General features: G+C 72.5%; 23 protein-coding genes and 1 pseudogene. 10 read left to right on the top strand and 14 right to left on the bottom strand.

The features are described from left to right. Nucleotides 1-5: 5 nt before the first annotated feature. Both ACLQ27_RS00890 and ACLQ27_RS00895 read right to left on the bottom strand, forming a co-directional pair. Nucleotides 6-500 (bottom strand): GNAT family N-acetyltransferase, encoded by a 495-nt coding sequence (locus ACLQ27_RS00890; protein ID WP_425865314.1) that lies wholly within the window; start codon nt 498-500, stop codon nt 6-8. 492 nt (nt 501-992) lie between these two features. Continuing rightward, nucleotides 993-1,319 (bottom strand): annotated as a pseudogene (locus ACLQ27_RS00895) (ADP-ribosylation/crystallin J1); the annotation flags it as partial. Nucleotides 1,320-1,521: 202 nt separating this feature from the next. Here ACLQ27_RS00895 and ACLQ27_RS00900 point away from each other — a divergent pair. Next, nucleotides 1,522-2,106, top strand: a complete 585-nt coding sequence (locus ACLQ27_RS00900) for a hypothetical protein (protein ID WP_425865315.1) — start codon at nt 1,522-1,524, stop codon at nt 2,104-2,106. 105 nt (nt 2,107-2,211) lie between these two features. Here the strand turns inward: ACLQ27_RS00900 and ACLQ27_RS00905 are convergent, their stop codons facing one another. Then, nucleotides 2,212-5,460 (bottom strand): S8 family peptidase, encoded by a 3,249-nt coding sequence (locus ACLQ27_RS00905; RefSeq protein ID WP_425865316.1) that lies wholly within the window; start codon nt 5,458-5,460, stop codon nt 2,212-2,214. A gap of 183 nt (nt 5,461-5,643) precedes the next feature. On the opposite strand from ACLQ27_RS00905, the gene ACLQ27_RS00910 reads away from it, so the two are divergent. Beyond that, nucleotides 5,644-6,144, top strand: coding sequence for a SigE family RNA polymerase sigma factor (locus tag ACLQ27_RS00910; protein WP_357490232.1), 501 nt, complete (start codon nt 5,644-5,646; stop codon nt 6,142-6,144). Then, the gene (locus ACLQ27_RS00915) at nt 6,137-6,865 is read left to right on the top strand and encodes a hypothetical protein (protein WP_425865317.1); all 729 of its coding nucleotides are present in this window, start codon (nt 6,137-6,139) and stop codon (nt 6,863-6,865) included. Before ACLQ27_RS00910 ends, ACLQ27_RS00915 begins: the two co-directional genes overlap by 8 nt. 61 nt (nt 6,866-6,926) lie before the next feature. Here the strand turns inward: ACLQ27_RS00915 and ACLQ27_RS00920 are convergent, their stop codons facing one another. Further along, complete coding sequence (locus tag ACLQ27_RS00920; RefSeq protein WP_425865318.1) at nt 6,927-7,646, bottom strand: SDR family oxidoreductase; 720 nt, start codon at nt 7,644-7,646, stop codon at nt 6,927-6,929. 144 nt (nt 7,647-7,790) lie between these two features. Between ACLQ27_RS00920 and ACLQ27_RS00925 the strand changes: the two genes are divergently transcribed. Together ACLQ27_RS00925 and ACLQ27_RS00930 are read left to right on the top strand one after the other, a co-directional pair. Next, on the top strand, nt 7,791-8,690 hold the full coding sequence (locus ACLQ27_RS00925; protein ID WP_425865319.1) for a LysR family transcriptional regulator: 900 nt from the start codon (nt 7,791-7,793) through the stop codon (nt 8,688-8,690). 13 nt (nt 8,691-8,703) lie between these two features. Continuing rightward, entirely contained in the window at nt 8,704-9,153 is a 450-nt protein-coding gene (locus tag ACLQ27_RS00930) for a GNAT family N-acetyltransferase (RefSeq protein ID WP_425865320.1), read from the top strand. Here ACLQ27_RS00930 and ACLQ27_RS00935 read toward each other — a convergent pair. From ACLQ27_RS00935 to ACLQ27_RS00945, 3 genes are all read right to left on the bottom strand, one after another. Further along, a complete protein-coding gene (locus ACLQ27_RS00935) occupies nt 9,150-10,058 on the bottom strand; it encodes an NAD-dependent epimerase/dehydratase family protein (RefSeq protein WP_425865321.1) in 909 nt (302 codons plus the stop codon). The genes ACLQ27_RS00930 and ACLQ27_RS00935 overlap by 4 nt on opposite strands. Before the next feature lie 169 nt (nt 10,059-10,227). Next, a complete protein-coding gene (locus ACLQ27_RS00940) occupies nt 10,228-13,056 on the bottom strand; it encodes a PQQ-dependent sugar dehydrogenase (RefSeq protein WP_425865322.1) in 2,829 nt (942 codons plus the stop codon). Nucleotides 13,057-13,143: 87 nt separating this feature from the next. After that, on the bottom strand, nt 13,144-14,427 hold the full coding sequence (locus tag ACLQ27_RS00945) for a ThuA domain-containing protein (RefSeq protein WP_425865323.1): 1,284 nt from the start codon (nt 14,425-14,427) through the stop codon (nt 13,144-13,146). Nucleotides 14,428-14,739: 312 nt separating this feature from the next. Here ACLQ27_RS00945 and ACLQ27_RS00950 point away from each other — a divergent pair, with 312 nt between their 5' ends. Next, entirely contained in the window at nt 14,740-15,087 is a 348-nt protein-coding gene (locus ACLQ27_RS00950) for a hypothetical protein (protein ID WP_357490243.1), read from the top strand. Nucleotides 15,088-15,117: 30 nt separating this feature from the next. Here the strand turns inward: ACLQ27_RS00950 and ACLQ27_RS00955 are convergent, their stop codons facing one another. Both ACLQ27_RS00955 and ACLQ27_RS00960 read right to left on the bottom strand, forming a co-directional pair. Next, nucleotides 15,118-15,840 (bottom strand): alpha/beta fold hydrolase, encoded by a 723-nt coding sequence (locus tag ACLQ27_RS00955; protein WP_425865324.1) that lies wholly within the window; start codon nt 15,838-15,840, stop codon nt 15,118-15,120. A gap of 122 nt (nt 15,841-15,962) precedes the next feature. Then, nucleotides 15,963-16,706, bottom strand: coding sequence for an SAM-dependent methyltransferase (locus tag ACLQ27_RS00960; protein WP_357490246.1), 744 nt, complete (start codon nt 16,704-16,706; stop codon nt 15,963-15,965). A gap of 104 nt (nt 16,707-16,810) precedes the next feature. Here ACLQ27_RS00960 and mug point away from each other — a divergent pair, with 104 nt between their 5' ends. Next, entirely contained in the window at nt 16,811-17,377 is a 567-nt protein-coding gene (gene mug, locus ACLQ27_RS00965) for a G/U mismatch-specific DNA glycosylase (protein WP_357575441.1), read from the top strand. Here mug and ACLQ27_RS00970 read toward each other — a convergent pair. Continuing rightward, the gene (locus ACLQ27_RS00970; RefSeq protein ID WP_357490249.1) at nt 17,374-17,877 is read right to left on the bottom strand and encodes an SRPBCC family protein; all 504 of its coding nucleotides are present in this window, start codon (nt 17,875-17,877) and stop codon (nt 17,374-17,376) included. The two genes, mug and ACLQ27_RS00970, sit on opposite strands and share 4 nt — an antisense overlap. Next, nucleotides 17,874-18,236 (bottom strand): ArsR/SmtB family transcription factor, encoded by a 363-nt coding sequence (locus ACLQ27_RS00975; RefSeq protein ID WP_357490250.1) that lies wholly within the window; start codon nt 18,234-18,236, stop codon nt 17,874-17,876. The genes ACLQ27_RS00970 and ACLQ27_RS00975 overlap by 4 nt, the downstream gene beginning before the upstream one ends. A 92-nt stretch (nt 18,237-18,328) precedes the next feature. On the opposite strand from ACLQ27_RS00975, the gene ACLQ27_RS00980 reads away from it, so the two are divergent. Further along, nucleotides 18,329-19,426 carry a calcium:proton antiporter gene (locus tag ACLQ27_RS00980; RefSeq protein WP_234581952.1) on the top strand — a complete coding sequence of 366 codons (1,098 nt, stop codon included), beginning with the start codon at nt 18,329-18,331 and terminating at the stop codon, nt 19,424-19,426. Nucleotides 19,427-19,523: 97 nt separating this feature from the next. On the opposite strand, the gene ACLQ27_RS00985 is transcribed toward ACLQ27_RS00980, so the two are convergent. From ACLQ27_RS00985 to ACLQ27_RS00995, 3 genes are all read right to left on the bottom strand, one after another. Continuing rightward, the gene (locus ACLQ27_RS00985; RefSeq protein ID WP_425865325.1) at nt 19,524-20,780 is read right to left on the bottom strand and encodes an RNA polymerase sigma factor; all 1,257 of its coding nucleotides are present in this window, start codon (nt 20,778-20,780) and stop codon (nt 19,524-19,526) included. Between the two features lie 4 nt (nt 20,781-20,784). After that, nucleotides 20,785-21,177 (bottom strand): YciI family protein, encoded by a 393-nt coding sequence (locus tag ACLQ27_RS00990; RefSeq protein ID WP_234582035.1) that lies wholly within the window; start codon nt 21,175-21,177, stop codon nt 20,785-20,787. A 170-nt stretch (nt 21,178-21,347) separates the two neighbouring features. Then, on the bottom strand, nt 21,348-21,710 hold the full coding sequence (locus ACLQ27_RS00995) for a hypothetical protein (RefSeq protein ID WP_357490253.1): 363 nt from the start codon (nt 21,708-21,710) through the stop codon (nt 21,348-21,350). Nucleotides 21,711-21,933: 223 nt separating this feature from the next. Here ACLQ27_RS00995 and ACLQ27_RS01000 point away from each other — a divergent pair, with 223 nt between their 5' ends. Continuing rightward, nucleotides 21,934-22,677: a neutral zinc metallopeptidase gene (locus ACLQ27_RS01000; RefSeq protein WP_425865326.1), complete on the top strand. Its 744-nt coding sequence runs from the start codon at nt 21,934-21,936 to the stop codon at nt 22,675-22,677. Nucleotides 22,678-22,798: 121 nt separating this feature from the next. Next, entirely contained in the window at nt 22,799-23,449 is a 651-nt protein-coding gene (locus ACLQ27_RS01005; protein ID WP_425865924.1) for an HAD family hydrolase, read from the top strand. Nucleotides 23,450-23,451: the final 2 nt, after the last annotated feature.

Genomic DNA, 23,451 nt, shown 5'->3' on the forward strand with positions numbered 1-23,451 from the left:
GAGAGTCAGGCCCCGACCTCGGCGACCATGGTGTCCGCGTTCTCGAACGACTCGACCGTGCGGAACCCCTCGGACGCGTAGAGACGGACGGCCGCGTTCGCCCGCTCCACGCTCAGCGACACGGTACGGATGCCGCGGTCCCGGGCGGCGTCCAGGACGGCGCGCAGCAGCGCCCGGCCGACACCCCGCCCTCGCCAGGCTCGGAGCACTCCGATGGTCAGCTCCGGCACGTCGTCGGCGACGTACCCGTAGCCGGGATCTTCGGCGCTCAGGTGGCGGAACCAGGCGGCGCCGAGCGGCCGGTGAGCGGGGTCGACCGCGACCACACCGACGTCGGTGGGCCGCATCCACCCCGTGACGTAGTGGGCCAGCGCGGGATCGGCGAGGATCCGCTCGCGCGGCCAGTCGCGCTCGGGTAGCCAGTTGACGGCCTCGACGAGAATGTCCACCAGGAAGTCGGCGTCGGCCGGGGTGGCCGCGCGGATGTCGAAGTCGGTCACCGCGCAAGCCTCGCACGCGTACGCCGACCTGGCCGGCCACCCCTTCTGTGTGTTCGTCGGCTGACGGCGCGGTCCGACTCGCCGCTACACGGCGAAGGTGAATTCGAAGGTGCCCGCCTCGACGCGACTGACGAACTCGCTCACGTCGTCGGCCTGCCGGACGGCGCTGTCCCAGCCACCGCTCGTGAGGTCCACCAGCAGCACCGGCATGGTCTCGCTTCGCAGGTCGAGCACGAGTTGCTCCCGGGCGCCGTCACCGCCGATGATCGCGATACCTGGGTGGGTGTCGTCGCCCGACACGTCCCCCAGCTCGATCGTCTGGCGGGGCGTGTTGAGCCAGACGTAGGTGCCGGTGGTCATCCAGCCTCGTCGTAACCACGACCCACCCTGCAGATAGCTGCGCCAGGCGGCGGGCAGAGCACGACCCAGCGCCACCTCGGCGTCGGTGAACTCCTGGTCGTCCACCGGGCCGCGGTAGTCGGCCTCCTCGACGATCGCGCCGACGATGTGGTCGTTGAAGGCGTCAAGCTCCTCGGCGGGGATCCAGTACTCCAGGACGTCCCGGCCGCCGACCTGGTGGACGTCGTAACGGTCCAGGTACGACCGCTGGACGTCGAACCGGGTCACGTATCCGACGCCCCCGGCGGGAACGTTCCAGTCCCGCGCGATCTTCGTGGCGTACCAGCGGTTGAGCACCGGATAGAAGATCGGCTGGTCGGGAAGACGTGGTGGCCAGGCACGCCACCCGGACGCCGCCACGAGGTCGAGTTCGGCCTGCCCGGTGGGCCGCCACAGGGTGATCGTCTCGGCGGTGTCGATGGCCTGCTCCTGGGCGTAATCGTGCGACTGGTCGTTCCCCCGTGATCACGGTGTGGAAGCCGATCACGCTAGCAGCAGCCGCGTGGAGGAGCCGGCCGGCGTCGGGTGGCGGGAGTGTGCCGCTGAGAGCGAACATGCGCCACGGCGGAGCGTGCGGTCCCTACGATGTCCGAAGAGGTGGCCGCTGTGAACGGGGATGACCATGCCGGAACCGCGCGCTTTCTGGCTCGACGAGAACTTCGACCGGGAGCACGGCGTTGACGGTCGTGGCCGTTACGAGGCCGAGGTGCTGAGGCGGATCGACGAGTTCGCTCCCAGCTGGGACGACATCGCGCCGGTGAGTTTCGCGGCGACCGCGTGGCGGATCGCGGGTGAGCTGGAGCCGGGTTACGTCCGCTGGCACCGGCGGATCCTGTCGGCGTCCTGCGCGCGCAGCCCGTGGGACGGGGGCATGGTGTGCGCGGTCACGGTGATCTCCCGCTGGCCGGCGGAGCTGACCTGGACCAAGCAGTGGCAACGCGACAGGGGCTGGCAGGACTGGCCGCGGATGTTCGGCCAGTACACGACCCCGTCGGAGCAGGACGTGACGCGCCGCCCGCACCTGCGCGCGCTGCTCCAGGTCGAGGCGCCGGTTCCGCTCGGTGAGCTGCCGCCGGCGCCTGCCGGGCCGCAGGATCAGGTGGCGGCCGCGGCGCGCAGGGCGGTAACGGTGCTGGCCCGGGAGCTCAACGACCTCCTCGCGCCGATGATCGGCCAGCTCGAGGCCGGCGTGCCGGCCGACTCCTGAGAGCCGCCGGACTGCCGGCGGCGACGCCGCCGAGACCGAACGGCGGGCGGCCGGCGACACGAGCGGGGAGTCCGGGGCGACGGTTGCCGCCCCGGACTCCACAGCTCACGCGGTCCGGTAGGCCCGCAGCACCGTCTGCGTCACCGTGTTGCCGGCGGTGTCGGTGGCCGTCACGCGCAGCGACACGAAACCGGCCCGCCGTGGGTGCGCGATGAGCGCGGCGCCGCCCACCACCGGCAGTGCGACCCACGTCCTGCCGTCGTCGAACGACGCCGAGACGCCGAGCTTCCGGTTGGGCGCGGCCGAGGAGCCGGCCTGCCGGTCCAGGCTCACCGGAATGGCCATGATCCGGCCCGCCCGGGCGGTGTTGGTGTCGTCGAGCTTCGGCGTCGGGCGGGCCGTGGTCAATGGCAGCCGCTGCGGCGCCGAGGTGTGCGCGGAGGTGAACGTCCAGGCCACCGCGACCGACGTCGACAGCGTGTCCGGGGCGCCGCGCCGGGCGGTCGCCTCCAGCCGGTAGTCGGCCTTGCCGGCGGGCACCGTGAACTCCGCCCACGGACTGTCCGAGGTGCCGATCCGGGTGCCGTTGCGGAACAGCCGGACCTCGACCGGCAGGTCGTCGCGGCTGGCGGGCCGGCCGGTCGCGTCACCGAACAGCGGCAGCGACGCGATCGAGATGGTGTCGCCGTCGCGCCCCGCGTACCCCAGGGGGCTCAGGGTCGGCGCCTGGGTCACCGACGGGCCGAACGGTGCCGCATTCCAGGTCTGGGTGTACGTCCGTCCCGGTTGGAGGGACGACTCCTGCATGGTGGAGTTGTCGCCCTCGACGAACGTGGAGGTCCAGGTGAGACCGCCGTCGGTGTTGTAGTACTCCGTGCCGTGAAAGGGCAGGTCGATGGGCGTGTGCGACCCGATCGGGCCGGATCCACCGGTCGCCGCCGCGCGGTGGAAGCGGACCGCCGTCGCCGTGCTGGACTGGCGGCGGTAGGTAGCGGTGACGGTGGCGAGGTTCTTCGGCGTCAGCTTCGTCGACAGGCCGGTGAACATGTCGCCCTGGCGGACGTAGGCGAGGTCGTACGTGTAGGGGCTGTTGCGGAAGGTCCCGTCCCGACCGGGGCGGGCGAGCCCGACGCCGAGCGTCGCGGTGAACTCGGGGGCGGCGACGGCGGGTCCGATCCGGCCGAAGAACACGTCCGCGAACGACACCCCGCTGAGCTGGACGCCCGGGTAGCGCAAGCCGTCGTCCCAGTTCGCGCTCACGTTGATCGCGGTGGGCGCGGCGTCGCGCTGCGGCACGGTCAGTGCGACGGGCCTGGCGGTACGGGCGTCGACGGCCTCGGTCACCGGGCCGTGGACGTCCAGGACCGGCTGGACGAGCAGCGTCGAGGCGCTTCCCTCGTGGATGGTGCTGTAGAGCGCGTAGCGGCCGACGGGCAGCCGCAGCGTGCCGCCGCCCGGCTCGGCGGTGAGGGTGCTGAACTCGCCGGTGGTGAGGTTCGCCGCGACTGTCGTGTACTCGGTGGCCGGTTTCCCGTCCCGACCCGTGTGGGGGAGCGCGACGTCGTAACTCTCGATCTCGCGGTTGAGGGCGAACGGCGTGCGTACCCGCAGGTCGCCGGCGCCGGTGGCGACCACGGCGCCCTGGTAGACGCCGTCGGCGGCGTCGACCCGGGTGTCCACGGTGATCGTGGCCTCGGCCCGTCCGCCGGCCGGCACCACGAGCGTGGTCGGGCTGACGGTGAGCATGCCGGCCGGCGCGGGGGCGACGGTCAGCGACAGGGTGACCGGCGCGGCGCCGGTGTTGCGGTAGCCGACGACCCGGGTGACGGGGGTGTCGTCGGCGTGTGGCCAGCGCTGGACGGGAAAGTCGATGGCGGCCACGTCGGCGGCGACCGGCTGGGCGACCGCGCGGGCGATGTCGACCCGTCCGGCGCCCTGCTCGTAGAGGGTGTCCGCGCCGGTCGGCTTGGCCGAGTCCATCAGCGCTGCCTTGAGCTGCGGGCCGGTCCAGTCCGGGTGCTGGCCGGCGAGGATCGCGGCGCTGCCCGCCACGTGCGGGGTGGCCATCGACGTGCCCGACATGGTGGCGTAGTCGCCGCCGGGGGCCGCCGCGACGATGTCGACGCCCGGCGCGCTGATCTCGGGCTTGATGTGATTGTCGCCGACGCGCGGGCCCCGGCTGGAGAAGTACGCCCGCTGGTCGTCGGCGTCGACGGCCGCCACGGCGAGCGCGTCGTCGGCGGACGCCGGCGAGGACACGGACTTCGGCTTGCCCTCGTTTCCGGCGGCGACCACGAAAAGCGTGCCGTACTGGCGGCTGAGGTCCTGCACCGCCGTCTCCAGGGGGTCGAGGCCGGGCGCGTCGTCGCCGCCCACGCTCAGGTTGACCACCCTGGTCTGCGGGGCGAGCCACTGCATGCCGGTGATGATGTCCGAGTCCTGGCACTCGGTGGTGGCGCAGACCTTGCCGACGAGCAGCTTCGCACCCGGCGCGACGCCCCGGTACCGGCCACCGGACGCGGCGCCGCTGCCCACGATTGTCGACGCCACGTGGGTGCCGTGCCCGACCGCGTCGGCGGGGTCGCCGCCGCCGGTGAAGTCCCGGACCTCGGTGAGGTGCCCGGCGAAGTCGGGGTGGGTGGCGTCGATGCCGGTGTCCAGCACGCCGACGGTGACGCCGGTGCCGTCGAAGCCGGCCTGCCAGGCCGCCGGGGCGCCGATCTGCGGCACGCTGCGGTCCAGCGTCACCCGCCGCTTGCCGTCGAGCCAGATGGCGCTGACCCCGTCGGTGAGCGTGCGGGCCATCGACGTGCCCCGGGTGAGCGACGACCACAGCGTCACCCGGTCGTCGCGGCCCGCCCGCACCGCGAGGGCGTGGGCGGCGGGCAGGTCGGCCCGCACACGCCCGTCGCCTCCGAGGGTAGCGGTCCGCGCCCCCGCCGCGCCCTTTGCGGGGTACGCCACCAGCAGCGGCAACTCGGCCGCCCGGTCGTCGTAGCCGAACTCGGCGAGCGTGGTGAGGTCGAACAGCCGCCGGTCGAGCCGCCCGTCGCGCAGGAGCGGCATGGCGTCCACCGGGATGACGAACTGGTGGCCACCCTCGCGGCTTGTCACGAACCGCATCGCGGTCCGTCCCGTTCCCCGCTCGATCGCCGGGCGGCCGGCCGCGTCGACGGACACCCGGTCGCCGGTGATCAACGTGAAGGTGCCGGGCGTGCCGGGCCTGCTGGGCGTGCCGGAGACGGTGGCCGCCGGCCGCACCTGCGCGCTCGCCGGGTTGGCCGTCAGGCCCGCCGCGACCAGTGCTGTCGCGAGCACCCCGGCCGTCAGGGCGCGTCGTTGACGTCGTCGCACATCGTCCTCTCCGCCACGGGCGTCTCCCGGGACGGCACGATGACGCCTGGGCCCGCCCGCCGGTTGATCTTCGCGGGTGTGACCGTGGTCACAAACCGACCCCGCCGAGGGGCGGCCGGATCGACGCGGCGAGTTCCATGCGCGGTGACCAGGGGGACGAGGCTTCGGAGGGGCGCAGGTCGGATGCGTGATGCTGAGGAGTTCGATGCCCTCTACGCCGCCTGCGCCGGGCGGATCGTGGGTCACGTCTACGCGCTGACCGGCAACCGCAGCGAGGCCGAGGACGCCGTCGCGGAGGCGTTCATGCGGGCCTGGCAGCGCTGGCACACCGTCCGGGAGGCGGACAGCCCGGAGGCGTGGGTCCGCGCGGTGGCCTCCCGGGCGGCGGTGAGCAGCTGGCGTAAGACGTTCAACCGGATCCGTGCCCACCACCGGGCCGCCGTCGACCAGAGCGTGCCCGGCCTCAGCGAGGACCACGTGGCGCTGATCCAGGCGTTGCAACGGCTCAGCGCCAACGAGCGCCGCGCCGTCGTGCTGCACCACCTGAACGACCTCAGCGTCGCCGAGGTGGCAGCCGAGATGCGGGCGCCCGTCGGGACCGTCAAGACGTACCTCGCCCGTGGTCGCCGCGCGATGGCCGGGTTGCTGACCGAGGCGAACCAGGAGGGAACCTCCCATGGCTGATCCGCACGACGACCTGCGGGCGATAGTCGACGAGGTCCGACGCGTCACCACCCTGCCCCCGGCTTCGACGCTGCGGGGGCGCAGCGACCGGCGGCGGCGACGTCGCGCAGCCGTCACCGGCGTGGGGCTGGCCGTGCTGGTCGCGACCGTCGGCACCACAGTGCTGCGGGTACGCGCCGACGTCACGACGCCGACCGGTGGCCCGGCGGGCGTGGTGTCGCCCCCCACCCCGAGCGAGACCACCCCGGCCGAGACCACCCCGAGCCAGACCGCACCGGCGGGACCGCAGGACATCCTCGCCGGTCGCCGACAGGTCCGGATCGTGGTTCCCGGCCTCGGCGGGGCAGCGCTGGCGACCGACCCGGACGGCGACCGCGTACGGGCCACCGCCGGGGCGGGCGTCGACGACCGGGCGCTGTGGGTCCTGCGGCCGGCGGGAAAGGCGTTCCGGATCGAGGCGGCCACCCCGGCCGGAGCCGGCCAGGTCTGCATGACCGTCGTGCACGACGCCGCGCCGGGCAGCGTCCGTGCCCGCGGCTGTGACCCGGACGCGGCGACGCAGCTCTTCATCATCGACCGGGTCGCCGACGGCAGCTACTCGATCCTTCAGGGCAGGCGCTACGTGCAGGTCGTCGACGGCACGAACGCCCTCGTCCCCGACCTGCCGGAGGCCCTGACCACCACCTACGAGTTCGAGGACCGGGGCTCGTCGGGCTCCTGACCGGCGGCGTCCCGGCACTGTGGTGCGGGGCCGGTCCACTGTCGACTCCGCGGGGTCGGGCTCAGGAGACCAGGGTGCCGCCGTCGATGGTCACCACCGTGCCGGTGCTGTAGGTCGCCCGCAGCAGATAGACGAACGTCTCGGCGACCTCCTCCGGCTCGCCCACCCGACCCAGCGGAAGTGACTCGCCGAGCTGGGCGTACATCTGCTCTCGGGTCTCCTCCGTCAGGGAGTCCCACAGTGGCGAGCGGATCACGCCGGCCGAGACGGCGTTGACCCGGATCGGGGCGAGTTCGACGGCGAGCGCGCGGACCAGGGCGTCGATCGCCCCGGTGATGCTGGACGGGACCGTCCAGCCGGCACTCGGCCGGTGGTTGGCGGTGCCGGTGGTGAGGGTGATCGACCCACCGGGCCGCAGGTGCGGCAGCGCCGCGTTGACAGCGGACAGGGCGCCGAAGTACCGCAGGTCGAAGGCGGCACGAGCGGCGGCGAGGTCGAGGGCGTCGACGGACATCAGCGCGAGTGGCTCGCCGGCGGTGTAGACGAGGTGGTCGAACGGGCCGATGTCCTGGAACAGTCGGGCCACGTCGGCGGGGTCGGTCAGGTCGGCCACGTACCCCTGGGCGCCGCTCGGCAGGGTCGCCAGGGCGCGGTCCACGCTGCGCTGGTTGCGGGAGGCGACCACGACCTGGGCGCCCTCGCTGGCGGCCCGGACGGCGGTGGCGAGCCCGATTCCCGATGTTCCGCCGAGTACGACGACGCGCTTGTCGCTGAGGCTCATGATCGTGTCCTTTCGGATCCGTGGTGGGGACGGTTCCCACCATGCGCCGACTCCGTCGCCCTCGTCCAAGACCTCTTTCACCTGCTGTGATGCCCGGAGGGTATCGTGGGACAGGTCGCATGCGGGGGCGGACGGGGGAACCGGATGGATGTCGATCTGCGCAAGCTCCGCTACTTCGTGGCGGTCGCCGAGGAGCTGCACTTCGGGCGGGCCGCGGCGCGGCTGCACATCGCCCAGCCGGTCCTGTCGCGCCAGATCCGGGCGTTCGAGCAGGAACTACGCGCCGAGCTGTTCGTCCGGGACCGCCGCTCCACCGTACTGACCGAGGCCGGTCGTCAACTGTTGACCGACGCCCGTCCGCTGCTCGCCTCGGCCGAGGCACTGCACCGACGGGTGCAACGGGCCGCGCACGGCAGGTCGACGTTCACCATCGCGTTCATGCCCGGCATCATCGTCACCGCCGAGGCCCGCGCGATCGCCGAGCGGCACCCCGACCTGTCCGTCGATGTCGTGCGCACCTCCCCGCGCGATCAGGCCGACGTGGTACGCCAGGGACGCGCCGACGTCAGCTACGTACGCCTTCCGGTCGACAAGCGCGGCCTGAGCCTGCGCCCCCTGTTCAGCGAACCGCGGGTCGTGGTCCTGCCTCGCGAGCACCGTCTGGCCGGCAAGGAGTCGGTCGACCTCGCCGAGCTGGTCGAGGAACGGCTTCTCCAGGACCCGGACGTGGTGCCCGAGTGGCGGGACCTGCCGAACCGTCCGAGCGACAGCGATCCCCGCCCTCGGCCCGTGCTGTCCTCCGTCGAGGAGAAGCTGGAACACGTCGCCGCGGCCGCGGGAATGGTGATCCTGCCGCTGTCGATCGCGACGTTCTACACCCGACCGGACGTCGCCCACGTGGCCGTCGACGACCTCGGGCCCAACCAGGTGTGCCTGGCCTGGGCCGAGGACAATCGATCACCGCTGGTGCGGGAGTTCGTCGACCTCGCCACGCGGCAGGCGCAGGCGGCCGGCCGCGGGTCCGCGGGCAGGGATGGCTGGTGACTACGCTCGGGGCATGTTCCGTGCGGCCCGGCCCGATGACTTCGCGCAGATCATCCGCCTCTACCGGCAACTGAACCCGGACGATCCGGTGGTGGACGACGGATCCGACGAGGCGGCCTTTGCGCAGATCGTGGGCTCACCGGGGCTGCACCTGTTCGTCCTGGAACGGGACGGGGTCGTCGTCGCCACGACGTACCTCAACGTGATCCCCAACATCAGCCGGTCGGCGTCGCCCTACGCCGTCATCGAGAACGTCGTCGTCGAAAAGTCCCGGCGCGGCACCGGTCTGGGCCGGCAGATCATGGCCGGTACCCTCCAGGCGGCGTGGGACGCCGGCTGTTACAAGGCGATGCTGATGACGGGCTCACGCGACCCGTCGACCCACGCCTTCTACCGCGCCTGCGGGTTCTCGGCCGACGTCAAGACCGCGTACCTCGCCCGTCCGCCCCGATCCACGAGCTAGGCGGGGAAGGTCTCGCGCAGCGCGGCGTCCAGCGACCGACCGGTCGTCGGCTCGACGAACAGTTCGGCGAGCAGCAGGTCCGCGAGGTAGGTGGGGTTGATGCCCGACTCCTTGCCGCCGAGGCCCTGCATCGCGCCGCCGAGTCGCAGGGCGACAGTCGCCGCGCCGGCCGGCAGCCGGGCGACCCGGCGGCGTCGGCCCACCGACTCCGCGATGCGCCCGATCATGTCGTGCCAGGTGAGGTTCTCGTCGGCGACCGGGATGTCCGCGCCGCTTGCCTGCTCCAGAGCGTCCGCAGTGACCTCGGCGACGCTGCGCGCCGAGGCCGCGGCGCTCCCGCCGTTCGGGGCGACCAGAGGGGTACGCGACCGTGCCCACCGGTCCAGCGGCCCGGCCCAGTTCGGCAGCCGGTCGCCGGAACGACCGAAGACGAACGGCAGTTCGAGGACGGCGACCGGCAGGTCCGGGCCGGCCGCCGCGCGTCCCTCCCGGGCCTGCTCGACCCGGCACCTGATGTACGTGTGCCGCTCGGCGAGCCGCCACTGTGGATGCCGCCGGTCGAAGTAGGTGTAGTAGGAGCCCAGCACGGCGCCGCGGGTGAGGCCCTCGGCGCGGGCGGCGGTGAACAGGCGCACCACCGGATCGACGTTGTCGCGGCGGAACTGCGGATAGATCGGCTTGGGCAGCGGCCGCTGCTCGTCGGTGCGGGTGCCGTACACGACACCGTCGTGACCGGCGAGCACCGGCCGCAGCTCCTCGATCGAGGCGGACCCGACATCGAGCAGGTGGTCGACGCCCGGCTGGGCGGTCCGCGCCACCGAGGTGGTGGTGTGGCCGCGCTCGCGCAGCACGTCCACGATCTGCGCGCCGATCAGGCCGCTGCCACCCACCACGAGGATTCGCACGCTGCATCGTCCACTCTGGAACAGGGTGCTTGTCAAGCCACGGTGCGAGCCGACCCACGCCGGCCCGAGGCGACGGCCGGAAAAGGAGCCGGGGCGGACGGTTCGCACCGCCCGCCCCGGACTCCCGCCGTTCAACGGCCCAGCCGCCGACCAGGCCGGGTACCGCCGCCTAACTGCCCAGGACGAACTTCTCCCAGGCTCCCACCGACGTGCGGTTGGCGATCAACGAGCTCGCCCCGGCGTTCTCGGCGCACACGATCTGGTTGTTGACCGTGGCGCGCAGGCTCACCGTCCCATCCGAGTTGGTGATGAGCTGGAACGTCTCCGACGTCCCGATCGACGTGCCGCTGGCGACCAGCGCTCCCGCGCCCGCGTTCGTGGCCGAGACGTAGAGACCGTTGGCGCGCGACCGCAGCGCGATGTTGCCGTTGCCGGCGTCCACCCGGTCGAACTGCTCGGTGCTACCGACGCTGGCCTTGTTGGCGATCAACGCGGTGGTGCCGACCGCCGACACGTACTGGTTGTTGATTTGGGCCCGCAGCGTGGTCACCGGCGTGCTGGCGGTGCCGGTGGCGAAGGTGAACGCGTCGACGTCGAACAGGTAGCCCGACCCGCCCTTGAACACCAGGTACAGCGTTGTCGACGCGCTGGGCGGGTTGCTGATCGTGCCGGACACCTCGGTGAAGGTCTCCCAGTTGCCGGTCACCGGCACCGTGACAGTGCCCAGCAGGGTGCCGGTGGCCGAACCGGTCCGCACCTCGATCGTGCCACCCGCCCCGGCCGACGACGCCCGCACGGTGATGCGGTTCGCACCGGTCAGGTTGTACGGCTGGTACGAGATCCAGTCGTTGTTCTCGATGAACCCGGCGGTACGACCACCCTCGGCGCTGGTGTGGTCGGTCGCCTGCACACCCGACTGGGCGCCGAAGTGCTCACCCTGGCGGTGCTTCGGTTGCAGGGTCTTGATGCTGTGCGTGGTCAGCCCGCCGTTGTCGGTGTAGGCGGCGTCGAAGACCCCGTAGATGTTGGCCGCCGCGTCGTGCTCACCGTCGGTCGGGACGGTGATCGAGCCGCTGCACCCGTTCTTCGAGGTGATCTGGTGGGCGTGGCTGTCGTGGCCCAGCGCGTACGTCATGCTCACCTTGGAACAGTCGATGGTGCCGTCCTGTGGGTCGCTCACGCTGATCTGGTACGACACGGTGTCACCGAAGCTGAACAGCTGCCCGTCGACGGGCGAGGTCAGCGTCACCGTCGGCGCGGTGTTGCCCACGGTGACGACAAGGCTCGCCGTGCCGGACAGGCCGGTCGGGTCGGTGACCTTCAACGTGGGGGAGTAGGTGCCGTTGGTGGTGTACGTCTTGGTGGGGTTGGCCGCCGTCGACGTGGTGCCGTCACCGAACGTCCACAGGTAGCTCAGCGCCCCGCCCTCGGGGTCGGAGCTGCCGGCGGACGAGAAGTTCACGGTCAACGGGTTGGCCCCCGACGTCGGGTTCGCCGAGGCGACCGCGATCGGGTTGCGGTTGCCGCCGCCGATGTACTCGATCCGGAACAGCGCCTGGTTGTTCGAGCCCGTGCCGTAGTCCAGCACGTACAGCGCGCCGTCCGGGCCGAAGGCCATGTCCATGACCTGCGTGCCGCTCCACGGGAACGAGGAGATCTCGCCGCGGGAGCCGTCGGAGTTGATGGCGATGGGCTTGATCCAGCGGCGGCCGTACTCGCCCGCGAAGAACAGGCCGTTCAACGACTGCGGGAACTTGACGCTGGAGTTGAGCGAGGCGTCGTAGCGGTACACCGGCCCGGCCATCGGCGACTCGGAGCCGCTGCCGAACTCCGACGGAGACCCGGAGTCGCCGGCGTACTTGATCCAGGCCGGCTTCGCCGCGGGCAGCGTGCCCAGGCCCGTGTTGCGGAACGAGTTGTTGGTCGGCCCGCCCGTGCAGTTGTACTTCGACTGCGACGGCCCGGACGGGAAGGTGTATTCATTGTATGTTTCGGTGCTCGTGTTGCTGCCGGTGCAGTACGGCCAGCCGAAGTTGCCGGGCGCCGTGATGCGGTTGAACTCCACCTGACCCTGCGGACCGCGGCTGGTGTTGGTGCTCCCGGCGTCCGGGCCGTAGTCGCCGACGTAGACGACGCCTGTCGCCTTGTCGACGCTCATCCGGAACGGGTTGCGCAGACCCATCGCGTAGATCTCCGGACGGGTGTTGGCCGTGCCGGGCGCGAACAGGTTGCCCGACGGGATCGTGTACGTCCCGTCCGCCTGCGGCTTGATCCGCAGCACCTTGCCCCGCAGGTCGTTGGTGTTTCCCGCCGAGCGCTGGGCGTCGAACTGCGGGTTGCGGTTGGTCCGCTCGTCCAGCGGCGCGTAGCCCGACGACTCGAACGGGTTGGTGTCGTCACCGGTGGTCAGGTACAGGTTGCCGGCGGCGTCGAAGTCCAGGTCACCGCCGACGTGGCAGCACTGCCCGCGGTCGTTGGCGACCTGGAGCACGATCTTCTCGCTGCTCATGTTGACCGTGTCGTCGCTGTTGAGGGTGAACCGGGACAGCCGCAGGTGCCCCTTCCACCGGTCCCAGTCCGACTGCGTGCCGGTGGTGGGGGCGTCCCCGGACGGGGTGCTCAACGTGGGCGAGTAGTACAGGTAGATCCACCGGTTGGTGGCGAAGTTGGGGTCGACGGCGACGCCCTGCAACCCCTCCTCGTCGTGCGTGTAGACGGACAGGGTGCCGGAGACCTTGGTGTTGCCGGCCACGTCGGTGACCCGCAGGACGCCGTTGCGGGCGGTGTGCAGCACCGAGCGGTTGGGCAGAACGGCCAGGGACATGGCCTCGCCCAGCTCGGCCGAGCCGGTGGCGAGTTTGACCTGCTGGTAGTCACTGGCGGGAATCACCACCGCCTGCGCGGCGGTGGAGGGCGCGACTACTGCCAGGGTCACACTCGCGACGGTGGTGACCGCCGCGACGAGTGCCCGGGACCAGCGCCGGGATTTCGAAAGCATGATCGTCCTTCCTCGACGACCAGGGCCGGGGCGTGCGGGGGCGCACCACGGCCAGGTGAGGGTGGTGGGGAGCTAGCCGCGGAGCGGTCAGTTGGTGACGAAGTCGAACTTCTCCCACTGACCGATGGAGGTCCGGTTGGCGATCAGCGGGGACTGGCCAGCGTTGTCGGCGGCCACGTACCGGCTGTTCACGGTGGCCCGCAGACTCACCGTGCCGTCGGAGTTACGGATCAGCTGGAACGTCTCCCACGCGCCGGCGGTGGCCCGGTTGGCGATCAGCGCCGAGGCCCCGGCATTCTCCGCCGCGACGAACTGTCCGTTGCTCTTGGCGCGCAGCGCGACGTTGCCGTTGGCGAGGTTGACCACCTCGAACCGCTCACTGGTGCCGGCGGAGGTCTTGTTGGCGATCAGCGGCGTGGTGGCGTTGGGGGCGCTGACGTACTGGTTGTTGGCGCGGGCCCGCAGGGTGGAACCGGTCGCGGCCGGCGGCGGGGTGGTCGGCGGGGCCGTGGTCGGCGGCGGGGTGGTCGGCGGCGCCGTGGTCGGCGGCGGGGTGGTCGGCGGCGCCGTGGTCGGCGGCGGAGTGGTCGGGTTCGTCGACCCCGGCGAGCAGTTGGCGCTCACCGAACCCGCGGCGACCTGCAGGCCACCGAGCAGCATCCGGGTGAAGTTCGGGTCGCTGTACGACGCCTCGGTGTGCCCGAGACCCGTGTACCAGGCCCGCCCACCGCCGTACGCCTTGCACCAGGTGATCGGGTGGTCGCCGTTCATGTTGCCGCCGCTGTAGGACGACTCGTCGAGGCTGGCCAGGACCCGCGCGCTGGACCGGGGGTTGGTGCGGTAGTTGTACCACTCGTCGGAGCGGACCCAGGTGGCGCCGAGGTGCGCGGTCGACGGGTTGGTCCGGTCCTCGATCTTCACGGTCGCGGTCTGGATCGCCGGGTGCGAGTCGAACCACGCACCGACGAGTTGGCCGTACCACGGCCAGCTGTACTCGGTGTCGGCCGCGGCGTGCACGCCGACGTACCCGCCGCCGGCGGCGATGTACTGCTCGAAGGCCGTCTGCTGGCTGGAGTTGAGGACGTCGCCGGTCGTCGACATGAAGACCACTGCCTGGTACTGGGCCAGGTTGGAGGTGGTGAACTGGCCGGCGTCCTCGGTGGCGGTCACGCTGAAGCCGTTGGCAGCGCCGAGCTGCTGGATGGCCGCGACCCCGGTCGGGATGGACGAGTGCCGGAAGCCGGCGGTCTTGCTGAACACCAGCACCTTGGTCAGCGGTGCGGCCGAGGCTGTCGTGGGAAGGGTTATCAGGCCGGCCATCAACACGGCCAGGCCGGTGACGAATGCCAACAGGCGGGGACGGGAACGCATGGTCCTGCTCCTTAGCTGAGCGTCGACCCCGAGGGGTGCGCGAGGGCACGCCCGGGGCCAGGGTGGCGGTGGTGCGGAAGCCGGGCCGCCGATGCTCGGCTGATGTGGAGCGGTGATGTGGAGCGGTGGTGACGTGCGATTGGCCAGCCGATGACTCCGACCAACCTCTGTGGACGGTCACGGTGCATCGACTCACATCGCTGACGCAGTAAACCTCCGATGTCTGCGCCCCGTCAAGCCCACCCGCTCCGGCCTGGGACGCACCACGGCACCCTCAGCGCCGGAGTCGGGGCGGGACGTAGGGTCGGCGGTATGTCCACCGACGAAGATCGCGAGCGCCTCGCCGGGCAGCTCGCGGCGCTGCCGGTCCGTGAGCTGGTCGACGTCCTGCGGCGTGCCCTGCCGGGGTTCACGCAGGAGGCGTACGGCATGCGAACGGTGCTGACCCTGGCCAGCGTCACCTGGTTCGAGGACGACGTCGAGCCGGGCCTCGGCGTCGAGCTGGTCGCCTGGCCCGATCGCGACTACTACGGCGGCGGGCTCGGCCTGGATCAGGGCCTGTGGGAGAACGGCAGGTGTCCACGCTGCGATGTGGAGGTCACCTCGAACGCCAAGCGCGCGCACTGCCCGTACTGCGGCACCGCGTGCGCCCTGACCTGACGGTGCGCGCCAGCGTCGCGGTGGTCAGCCTCAGGTGTTCGGCTGCGGGTCGCGAGTGCCCCTGGTCGCCATGAGGATGAGGTCGGCGATCGCCTCGGGGTGCGTGACCATGGCGAGGTGCGAGGAGTCGACCTCGATCGTCGTCGCGTTCATCCGCTCGGCCAGGAACCGCTCCAGCTCGGGCGCGGTGGTCCGGTCCGCCGTGGAGACGGAGTAGTAGCACTGCCGGTCCCGCCAGGCCGCGACAGTCGTGCGGCCGGCGAAGAGGTCCCCTGCGATCGGCCCCTGAGCCGCGAAGAGGGAACGCGCACGGGTCTCGTCGACGCCGCCGGCGAAGTCGTCGAGGAAGGCCTTCTCGCTGAGTTGCGCGAAGCCGTCGTTGTGCACGAGCCCGGCGTTCGCCGGTGGGGTGGGGAACCGCGCCGCGAGCGCCGTGAAGTCCTCTCCGGCGTCCGGCGCGCGGGCGGCGACGTACACCAGGGCGGTGACCTTGGGATGGTTGCCGGCCTCGCTGATGACCGTGCCCGCCCAGGAGTGCCCCACCAGCACCGTCGGCCCGTCCTGCCGGTCGAGGGCGCGGTTGGTGGCCGCCACGTCGTCGGCCAGGGAGGTCAGCGGGTTCTGCACCGCGGTGACCGTCAACCCGGCCCGCTGCAGGAGCGGAATGACGTCGGACCAGGAGGAGCCGTCGGCGTAGGCGCCGTGCACCAGGACCACGTTGTTGACGGGCCCGGTCGGGGTCGTGCCGCTCATCCGCACCTCCGCACACGACGACGCCGAGGCACGGCCCGGCCGTCGACGACAGGTCTCGCCAGCACTCTCCCTCATCGGGACGCGGTCGGTGGGCGAAACGGGCAGGCTTGTGGCCGGTGGCGTCAGCGACCGAGGACGAGGTACGCGAGGCCCAGGACGCCCCGGTAGCCGCCGACGTACTGGCGCAGCCGGTCGTCGAGCTCCGCGCGAACCTGGTCCGCGCGGGGATCCTCGGGGTACGTCAGCAGCCACTCCTGCCGGCCCGCGAGCCAGGTGGACTCGAAGTCGTCCCACTCCCGCTGGTCGGCGGCGCTCAGGTGCAGCAGCCGCCACCCCCGCGTGCGGGCGGCCTCGACGAGGCCCGCGAGATCGGTGACGTCCGCACCGAAGATCCGTGTGGCCTCGGCGGTGGGTTCGGACTGCCAGTACCCCTCGCCGAGCAGCAGCCGCCCGCCCGGGCGGACCACGCTGGCGAGCGCGTCGAGAGCCGCGCCGGTGCCGCCGAAGACGTGCGCCGAGCCGATGCACAGGACCCGGTCGGCCGGCTCGTGCCAGGCTGCCGCCTCGCCCATGACGAAGGCGACGTGCCGGTTCAGCGACTTCTCGGCGGCGAGCCGGCGCCCCCGGGCGAGGGCGGCCTCGTCGGTGTCGACGCCGACGCCCCTCGTCGCGACGGGGCCCGCCACGCCGCCGGCGGCGACGGCGCGCAGCAGCAGCTCACCCCAGCCGCAGCCCAGGTCGAGCACGCGCGCGCCGGGGCGTACGTCGAGTCGTCGCAGCAGCAGGGCGGCGTGCTCCTCCGAGAGCGGCGTGTTCCAGAGCATCCGCGCGTACCGGCTGGCGGCGAGGTGGTCGGTGCTGTGCATCCGTCCAGGGTGTCAAGTCGTGATCACCGGCGCGCACCGGGTGGGTGCGTTCGGGTTGCGCGCAGGTCGGGACGGGTGCCGGAGCGTACGGAAGGATCGGTGTGATGGACGCGGGCGCGGCGCAGCCCTGGCGGCCGCCGACCCGCCACGAGGTCGCGGCCGCGGCCGGTCGTGGCCTGGTGGACGTGATCGGCCCGGGCCTGCGGGTGCTGTTCTGCGGCTTCAACCCGGGCCTGTACTCGGCGGCGGTGGGGGAGCACTTCGCCCGCCGGGGCAGTCGCTTCTGGCCGGCCCTGCACGGCGCCGGCTTCACCGACCGGGAGCTGCGCCCGTGGGAGCGCGCCGAGCTGCTCGCGCAGGGGCTGGGGATCACCAGCCTGAGCAACCGGGCCACCGCCCGCGCCGACGAGCTGACCCCGGCGGAGCTGGTGGCCGGGGTGACCGGGCTGGCGGTCAAGGCCGAGCGGCACCGGCCGAGGTGGGTGGCGATTCTCGGGGTGACCGCGTACCGGATCGCGTTCGTCAGGCCGAAGGCCGGGCTGGGCCCGCAGCCGGAGCCCCTGGGCCCCGCCCGGGTCTGGGTGCTGCCCAACCCCAGCGGCCTGAACGCGCACTTCCCGCTGCCGGCGCTGACGGCCGAGTTCGCGGCGCTGCGGGAAGCCAGCTCCTAGACGCCGTCGGTGGCCAGCGCCCGGTAGTAGGGGGTCATGGCGGGGTGGTACTCGTCGAACTCCGGCCGACGGGAGCCGTCCCGCGACGCGACGAGCATGTCCAGGTAGTACTCCCAGCCGGCGCCCACCTCCGCGATGCCGTCCAGGCTGGTGAGGCGCTGGGCGAAGCGCAGCTCGGTGTTGCCGTCGGTCTCGGTCAGCGCGAACTCCAGCAGCCAGTTGCCCGAGCCGTCGATCATCGAGACGCCGAGGCGCCGCTGCGGCTCACACACCTCGATGCGCACCTCGCACCAGGGCTGCTGCTCCTCGTACGCCATTTGGACCCGGATGGTCCGGCCGGGCCCGGCGTCGCCCTCCCACGGGCCGAACCAGCGGGCCGTGCGCTCCGACTCGGTCAGGCTGGCCCACACGTCCGCCGCCGGGGCGCGGAAGGTGCGGGTCAGGACGAGATCGTGGCCGGTGGCGGTGCGGAACAGGCGGCCAGCGGGTGTACGGGTCATGCGATGTGCTCCGTTCGGTGTGCCGCCGGGCCGCGGGCGCGGCGTTCCCGGCGGGTGCGATGGACCTCGGTCTCCAGGGCGTCGAGGCGCTGCTCCCACTGCTCCGCCGCGGTGAACCCGGCGAGCCAGTTGATCAGCGCGGCGAGCGGGCCGGGGTCGAGCCGGTAGATCCTGCGGCGGCCGATCAGCTCGTCGCGGACCAGCCCGCTCTCCCGCAGCACCCGCAGGTGGCGACTGACCGCGGGTCGGCTGATGGCGAACCGCTGGGCGATCTCACCGGCGGCCAGCGGCGCGTCGCGCAGCATGGTCAGGATGCGCCGCCGCACCGGGTCCGCGATCGCGGTGGCCACCTCGTCCACGGCGAAAGGGTAACCCATAGGTTACGGGTCTGCGCCCCCGGCGTCGCGTCGATGGTGGGCACATGATCAGGTGACCTGGCACTCTTGACGGCATGCCAGCCCAGCTTCGATCCCGCCTGCTCGATTGGACCGTCGCCGTACCCGTACTCGCGGTGCTGGTGTTGCTCGTGACCTGGGGGCGAGAACTTCCCGCCCCCATCGTCGTGGTGGTCGCCGCGTTGCTGGGCGGCGCGGTCCTCGCGGCCGTGCACCACGCGGAGGTGGTCGCCCACCGGGTGGGGGAGCCGTACGGGTCGCTGGTGCTCGCCGTCGCGGTCACCGTGATCGAGGTCGCCCTCATCGTCACGCTGATGATCAGCGGGCCGGAGAAGACCCAGTCGCTCGCCCGGGACACCGTCTTCGCCGCCGTCATGATCACCTGTAACGGGATACTCGGCCTGTCCCTGCTGCTCGGGGCGCTGCGTCGTCGCGTCGCGGTGTTCAACCCCGAGGGCACCGGCGGGGCGCTGGCCACCGTGATCACCCTGGCCACCCTGAGCCTGGTCATCCCGACGTTCACGGCCCGGCCCGGCCCGCAGTTCAGCCCGGCCCAGCTCACCTTCGCCGCCGTCGCGTCGCTGGCGCTCTACGGGTTGTTCGTGCTGGTGCAGACCGGCCGGCACCGCGACTACTTCCTGCCGGTCGACAGCCAGGGTCGGGTGATCGACGCGGAGGAGCACGCCAAGCCGCCGACGACCCGCGCCGCGCTGGTCAGCCTGGGGCTGCTGCTGGTGGCGCTGGTCGCGGTGGTCGGCGACGCCAAGACCGTCTCACCGACCATCGAGGCCGGCGTCGCCGCGGCGAACCTGCCGCACGCGTTCGTCGGCGTGATCATCGCCCTGCTGGTGCTGCTGCCGGAGACCCTGGCCGCCGCCCGCGCCGCCCGCCGCGACCGCGTGCAGATCAGCCTCAATCTCGCCCTCGGCTCGGCGATGGCCAGCATCGGCCTGACCATCCCGGCCATCGCCATCGCCTCGATCTGGCTGGACGGCCCGCTGCTGCTCGGCCTCGGCGGCACCCAGCTCGCGCTGCTCGCGCTCACCGCGGTGACGGCAGTGCTGACCGTGGTGCCGGGGCGGGCCAACGTGTTGCAGGGCGGCGTGCACCTGGTGCTGCTGGCCGCGTTCGTCTTCCTGGCCGCCAGCCCCTGACCTCCTCGGCGTCGCGCCCCTCAGCGCTGATTCGTCACCGGTGGCCGGCTCAGCCGGTGGCCGACCCAGTCGGCGGTCGGCTCAGTCGGCGGTCGGCTCAGCCGGTGGCCGGCGGGTCGGCCGCAAGCCGGACCGCGCGGGCGTTCAGGTAGCGCTGCTGCGCCAGGTTCGTCGAGCGTGCCGCAGCCATCCGGTACGCCTCCCGCGCCGCGCCCCGCTCACCGGTCAGCTCCCACAGGTGGGCGCGAGCGGCAGGCAGCCGCGGATCGTCGGCCAACCGGACGTCGTCGGCCAGGTCGGCCAGCAGCGTCAGGCCGGCCGGCGCTCCACGGCTCATGGCCACCGCCACCGCGTGGTTGAGCGCCACAACCGGATTGTCGGACAGGCCGAGCAGCACCTCGTACAGGGCGGTGATCTGCGCCCAGTCGGTGGCCGCCGCGCTCGGCGCCTCGTCGTGCACGGCCGCGATCGCCGCCTGGAGCTGGTACGGCCCGACCACCCCGCGCGGCAGCGCCCCGGTGATCAGGGCGACCCCCTCGGCGATCTGGTCGGCCCGCCACCGGCCGCGATCCTGCTCGGCCATCGGCACCAACTCGCCGTGGACGCCGATCCGCGCCGGTGCGCGGGCGTCGGTGAGCAGCATCAACGCGAGCAGCCCCGCGACCTCGGGGTCGTCGGGCAGCAGCCGGTGCACCAGCCGCGTCAGCCGGATCGCCTCGGCGGTCAGGTCGGCGCGCAGCAGCCCCGGGCCGGCGGTCCGCGCGTACCCCTCGGTGAAGATCAGGTAGAGCACGTGCAGCACCGCGGCGACCCGGTCGGCGCGCTCGGCCCCGGTCGGTGGCGCGAACCGCAGGCCGCTGTCGCGGATGCGCTGCTTGCCCCGGCTGATCCGCCGGCTCATCGTCGCCTCCGGCACCAGGAACGCGCGGGCCACCTCGGCGGTGCTCAACCCGCCCACCGCGCGCAGCGTCAGCGCGATCTGCGACGCCGGCGTCAGCGCCGGGTGGCAGCACAGGAACAGCAGGATGAGCGTGTCGTCGGCGTCTGCCGGAGACCGGTCGGCGGGCGGCGCCAACCACTGCTCCGGCAGCACCCAGCGCGCCGCCGTCTTCTCCCGCCGCGTCCGCGCCTGGTCGCGCCGGAGCAGGTCGGTGAGCCGCCGGGACGCGACGGTGATCAGCCACGCGCGGGGATTGTCCGGTACGCCGTCGCGCGGCCACGCGTCCGCCGCCGCGATCAGCGCCTCCTGCACCGCGTCCTCGGCGGTGTCGAAGTGCCCGTAGCGGCGGACCAGCGCGCCGAGGACCTGCGGCGCCAGCTCGCGCAGCAGATCCTCGACGGGCGTCGCCGGCACCTGGTCAGCCGGCCAGGTCCTCGACGCCGTCCAGCACCGGCCGCACGTCCACGTACGCGCCGGGGCTGTCCGGGTCGACCAGGCCGGCGGCGATCTCGGTGGCCCGGTCGAAGCTGGCGCACTCCACGATCGTGTAACCCGCGAGCACCTCCTGCGTCTCCGGGTACGGGCCGTCGGTGATGACGGACGCCCCGTCGCGTACCCGGACGCGACGGGCGTGCACCGGCTCGCTGAGGCCCCGCGCGTCGACGAGTTCCCCGGATTCGGCGAGCGCCTGGTGGAACGTCTCCATGTGCTGGTGCATGGCCGCGATCTGCTCGGCGGACATGGCCGGTCGGTCGGACGCCCGCCCCGACAGCACGTCGTAGTCCTGCTGCGACCCGTAGAGCAGAATCATGTACTTCACGGTGGCCCTCCTGTCTCCGGTGCCGCCCCGGCACCGCTCACCGGAAACGTCGAACCCAACCCCGCTCCCCGGACACTCCCGCCCCCACCAGACCCGTTGACCATGAAGTTGTTGCCCCGACACGCCGCGTCCGAGGGCAACAACTTCATGATCAACGGGGCTTACTGGCCGTAGGAGAGGCGGAGGCGGTTGTTGATCAGGTAGTTGAGGCGGTGCCGCAGGTAGCCGAGGGTGCTCTCGCTCGGTAGGTCCGCCTCGGTGGTCAGGGTCCAGCGCAGCGTGCAGTCCCCGCCGGGCAGGCCGTGCGTCACATCGAAGCGGATCCGGTCCAGCGGCCGGTGCGGCCACAGCGACGACCACACCAGCAGCACCGGCGCGTAGCCCGCCACCACCCGGGGCGGCACCTCGTCGTCGCGCAACTCCAACCACTGACGACTGCCAGCAGCGTACGGGTCACGCAGCGACCGCCACACGACATGCGCCGGGGCCGGTTGGCTGCGTCGGCGGCTGCCCAGCACGTGCACGTCGCCCTCCTCACCGGACGGCCACGTCCGCCCCGGGCCATTGTGGCGGCCAGCGCCGGCCACGTGAACCGCCCGGCCGGTCTGCGGGTCGAGCCGCCCGGCCGGCCCGTGAACCGCCCGGCCCGTGAACCGCCCGGCCCGGTGGTGCGTGGGATCCGATGGGCGTGGCGGTCGTACCGTCGGGGTACTGCGCCGTGCGAGCGCCGAGGTCTGGGGAGGCACAGTGGGGGCATGGTCAGGACGCGACGCCCGAGGGCCCCTGGCGGGCCTGGTGGTCGCCGCGCTGGTGTCGCTCGCCTGCGCCGGCGGTGGACTGGCCGAGCCGGAGGGCGAACGCCCGGGAGCGAACCCGCCGGTCGCCTCGCCGGGGCCGAGCACCACCCGCGCCGACAGCACCACCAGCGTGGCCGAGTTCAAGCAGGACGTCGCCGACGCGCAGGCGGTCGCCGAGCGCTACTGGGCGGCCCAGTTCAAGGCGTCCGGCAAGCGCTTCCAACCGATCCGGCGGGTCACCCCGTACCAGCGGGCCGGCGAGGTGTCCTGCGGCGGGCAGCCGCTGCCCCGCAACAACGCGGTCTACTGCTCGCAGGGCGACTTCATCGCGTACGACGTGGCCTGGTCGGTGGCGGCGTTCCGCGAGGTCGGTGACGCGTTCGTGTTCTACCTGCTCGGCCACGAGTACGCCCACGGCATCCAGGTGCGCCTCGGCATCAACTACAGCTACACCATCCAGCAGGAGTTGCAGGCCGACTGCATGGCGGGGGCGTACCTCGGCGATTCGGTGCGCTCCGGCGACCTGAGCCTCGCCGAGGGCGACCTGGACGAGTTCCGGGAGGGGGTGGCGGCCGTCGGCGACGACCCCGACCAGCCGTGGTTCGCCGAGGGCGCGCACGGCACCGCCGAGCAGCGCACCGACATGTTCTTCCGCGGCTACGAGCGTTCGCTCTCCGAGTGCGACCTGGGCTGAGCGGGGTTGCCCGGATCACCCCGACGCCCGTTGCCGCCACCGGCCACGGGCCGTGCTGGCAGGATCGCCGGTGTCGCCCACGACCCTGGAGGATCCGCTGAGCAGCCAACACCCCGCCGCCGTGCTCTTCGACATGGACGGCACGCTGGTCGACAGCGAGAAGCTGTGGGACGTCGCGCTGCAGGAGTTGGCGCGCGAGTACGGCGGTGACCTCTCCGCCGACGCCCGCCGGTCGATCGTCGGCACCGCCATGGCCGAGTCGATGCGCATCCTGCACGACGACCTGGGGCAGCCCGAACGGGACCCCGAGGTCAGCGCGGCGTGGATCAACGCCCGGATCCTGGACCTGTTCCGGGCCGGTCTGCCCTGGCGGCCGGGGGCGTTCGACCTGGTGCACGCGGTCCGCGCGGCGGGAATCCCCACGGCGCTGGTCACGTCCAGCCCGCGGGCCCTCGTCGAGATCGCCCTGGACACCCTGGGGCGGGACACCTTCGACGTGGTGGTCGCCGGCGACGAGGTGGTCGCGGCCAAGCCCCACCCGGAGCCCTACCTGACAGCCGCGCGGCTGCTCGGCGTCCCGATCGAGCGGTGTGTGGCGATCGAGGACTCACCGACCGGGGTGGCCAGCGCGCTCGCCTCCGGCGCGGCCGTGCTGGCCGTACCCGCCGAGGTGCCGTTGCCCGACGGGACCGGCGTACACCAGGTGGAGAGCCTGACGGGCGTGGACCTGGAGATGCTCGCGGCCCTGCTGGCCGACCGCGCCGTGGCCTGAGG

The sequence above is a fragment of the Micromonospora sp. DT63 genome (assembly GCF_049841615.1).
In the GTDB taxonomy this organism is placed as follows: Bacteria; Actinomycetota; Actinomycetes; order Mycobacteriales; family Micromonosporaceae; genus Micromonospora.

What these genes read in the sequence shown, in the direction of transcription:
- ACLQ27_RS00930 (WP_425865320.1), top strand. Translation starts at nt 8,704, where the DNA reads ATGTTCCGTGCGGCCCGGCCCGATGACTTCGCGCAGATCATCCGCCTC.
- ACLQ27_RS00990 (WP_234582035.1), bottom strand. Translation starts at nt 21,177, where the DNA reads ATGATTCTGCTCTACGGGTCGCAGCAGGACTACGACGTGCTGTCGGGG.
- ACLQ27_RS00925 (WP_425865319.1), top strand. Translation starts at nt 7,791, where the DNA reads ATGGATGTCGATCTGCGCAAGCTCCGCTACTTCGTGGCGGTCGCCGAG.
- ACLQ27_RS00970 (WP_357490249.1), bottom strand. Translation starts at nt 17,877, where the DNA reads ATGACCCGTACACCCGCTGGCCGCCTGTTCCGCACCGCCACCGGCCAC.
- ACLQ27_RS00900 (WP_425865315.1), top strand. Translation starts at nt 1,522, where the DNA reads ATGCCGGAACCGCGCGCTTTCTGGCTCGACGAGAACTTCGACCGGGAG.
- ACLQ27_RS00955 (WP_425865324.1), bottom strand. Translation starts at nt 15,840, where the DNA reads ATGAGCGGCACGACCCCGACCGGGCCCGTCAACAACGTGGTCCTGGTG.
- ACLQ27_RS00950 (WP_357490243.1), top strand. Translation starts at nt 14,740, where the DNA reads ATGTCCACCGACGAAGATCGCGAGCGCCTCGCCGGGCAGCTCGCGGCG.
- ACLQ27_RS00945 (WP_425865323.1), bottom strand. Translation starts at nt 14,427, where the DNA reads ATGCGTTCCCGTCCCCGCCTGTTGGCATTCGTCACCGGCCTGGCCGTG.
- ACLQ27_RS00980 (WP_234581952.1), top strand. Translation starts at nt 18,329, where the DNA reads ATGCCAGCCCAGCTTCGATCCCGCCTGCTCGATTGGACCGTCGCCGTA.
- ACLQ27_RS00940 (WP_425865322.1), bottom strand. Translation starts at nt 13,056, where the DNA reads ATGCTTTCGAAATCCCGGCGCTGGTCCCGGGCACTCGTCGCGGCGGTC.
- ACLQ27_RS00910 (WP_357490232.1), top strand. Translation starts at nt 5,644, where the DNA reads ATGCGTGATGCTGAGGAGTTCGATGCCCTCTACGCCGCCTGCGCCGGG.
- ACLQ27_RS00915 (WP_425865317.1), top strand. Translation starts at nt 6,137, where the DNA reads ATGGCTGATCCGCACGACGACCTGCGGGCGATAGTCGACGAGGTCCGA.
- ACLQ27_RS00920 (WP_425865318.1), bottom strand. Translation starts at nt 7,646, where the DNA reads ATGAGCCTCAGCGACAAGCGCGTCGTCGTACTCGGCGGAACATCGGGA.
- mug (WP_357575441.1), top strand. Translation starts at nt 16,811, where the DNA reads ATGGACGCGGGCGCGGCGCAGCCCTGGCGGCCGCCGACCCGCCACGAG.
- ACLQ27_RS00960 (WP_357490246.1), bottom strand. Translation starts at nt 16,706, where the DNA reads ATGCACAGCACCGACCACCTCGCCGCCAGCCGGTACGCGCGGATGCTC.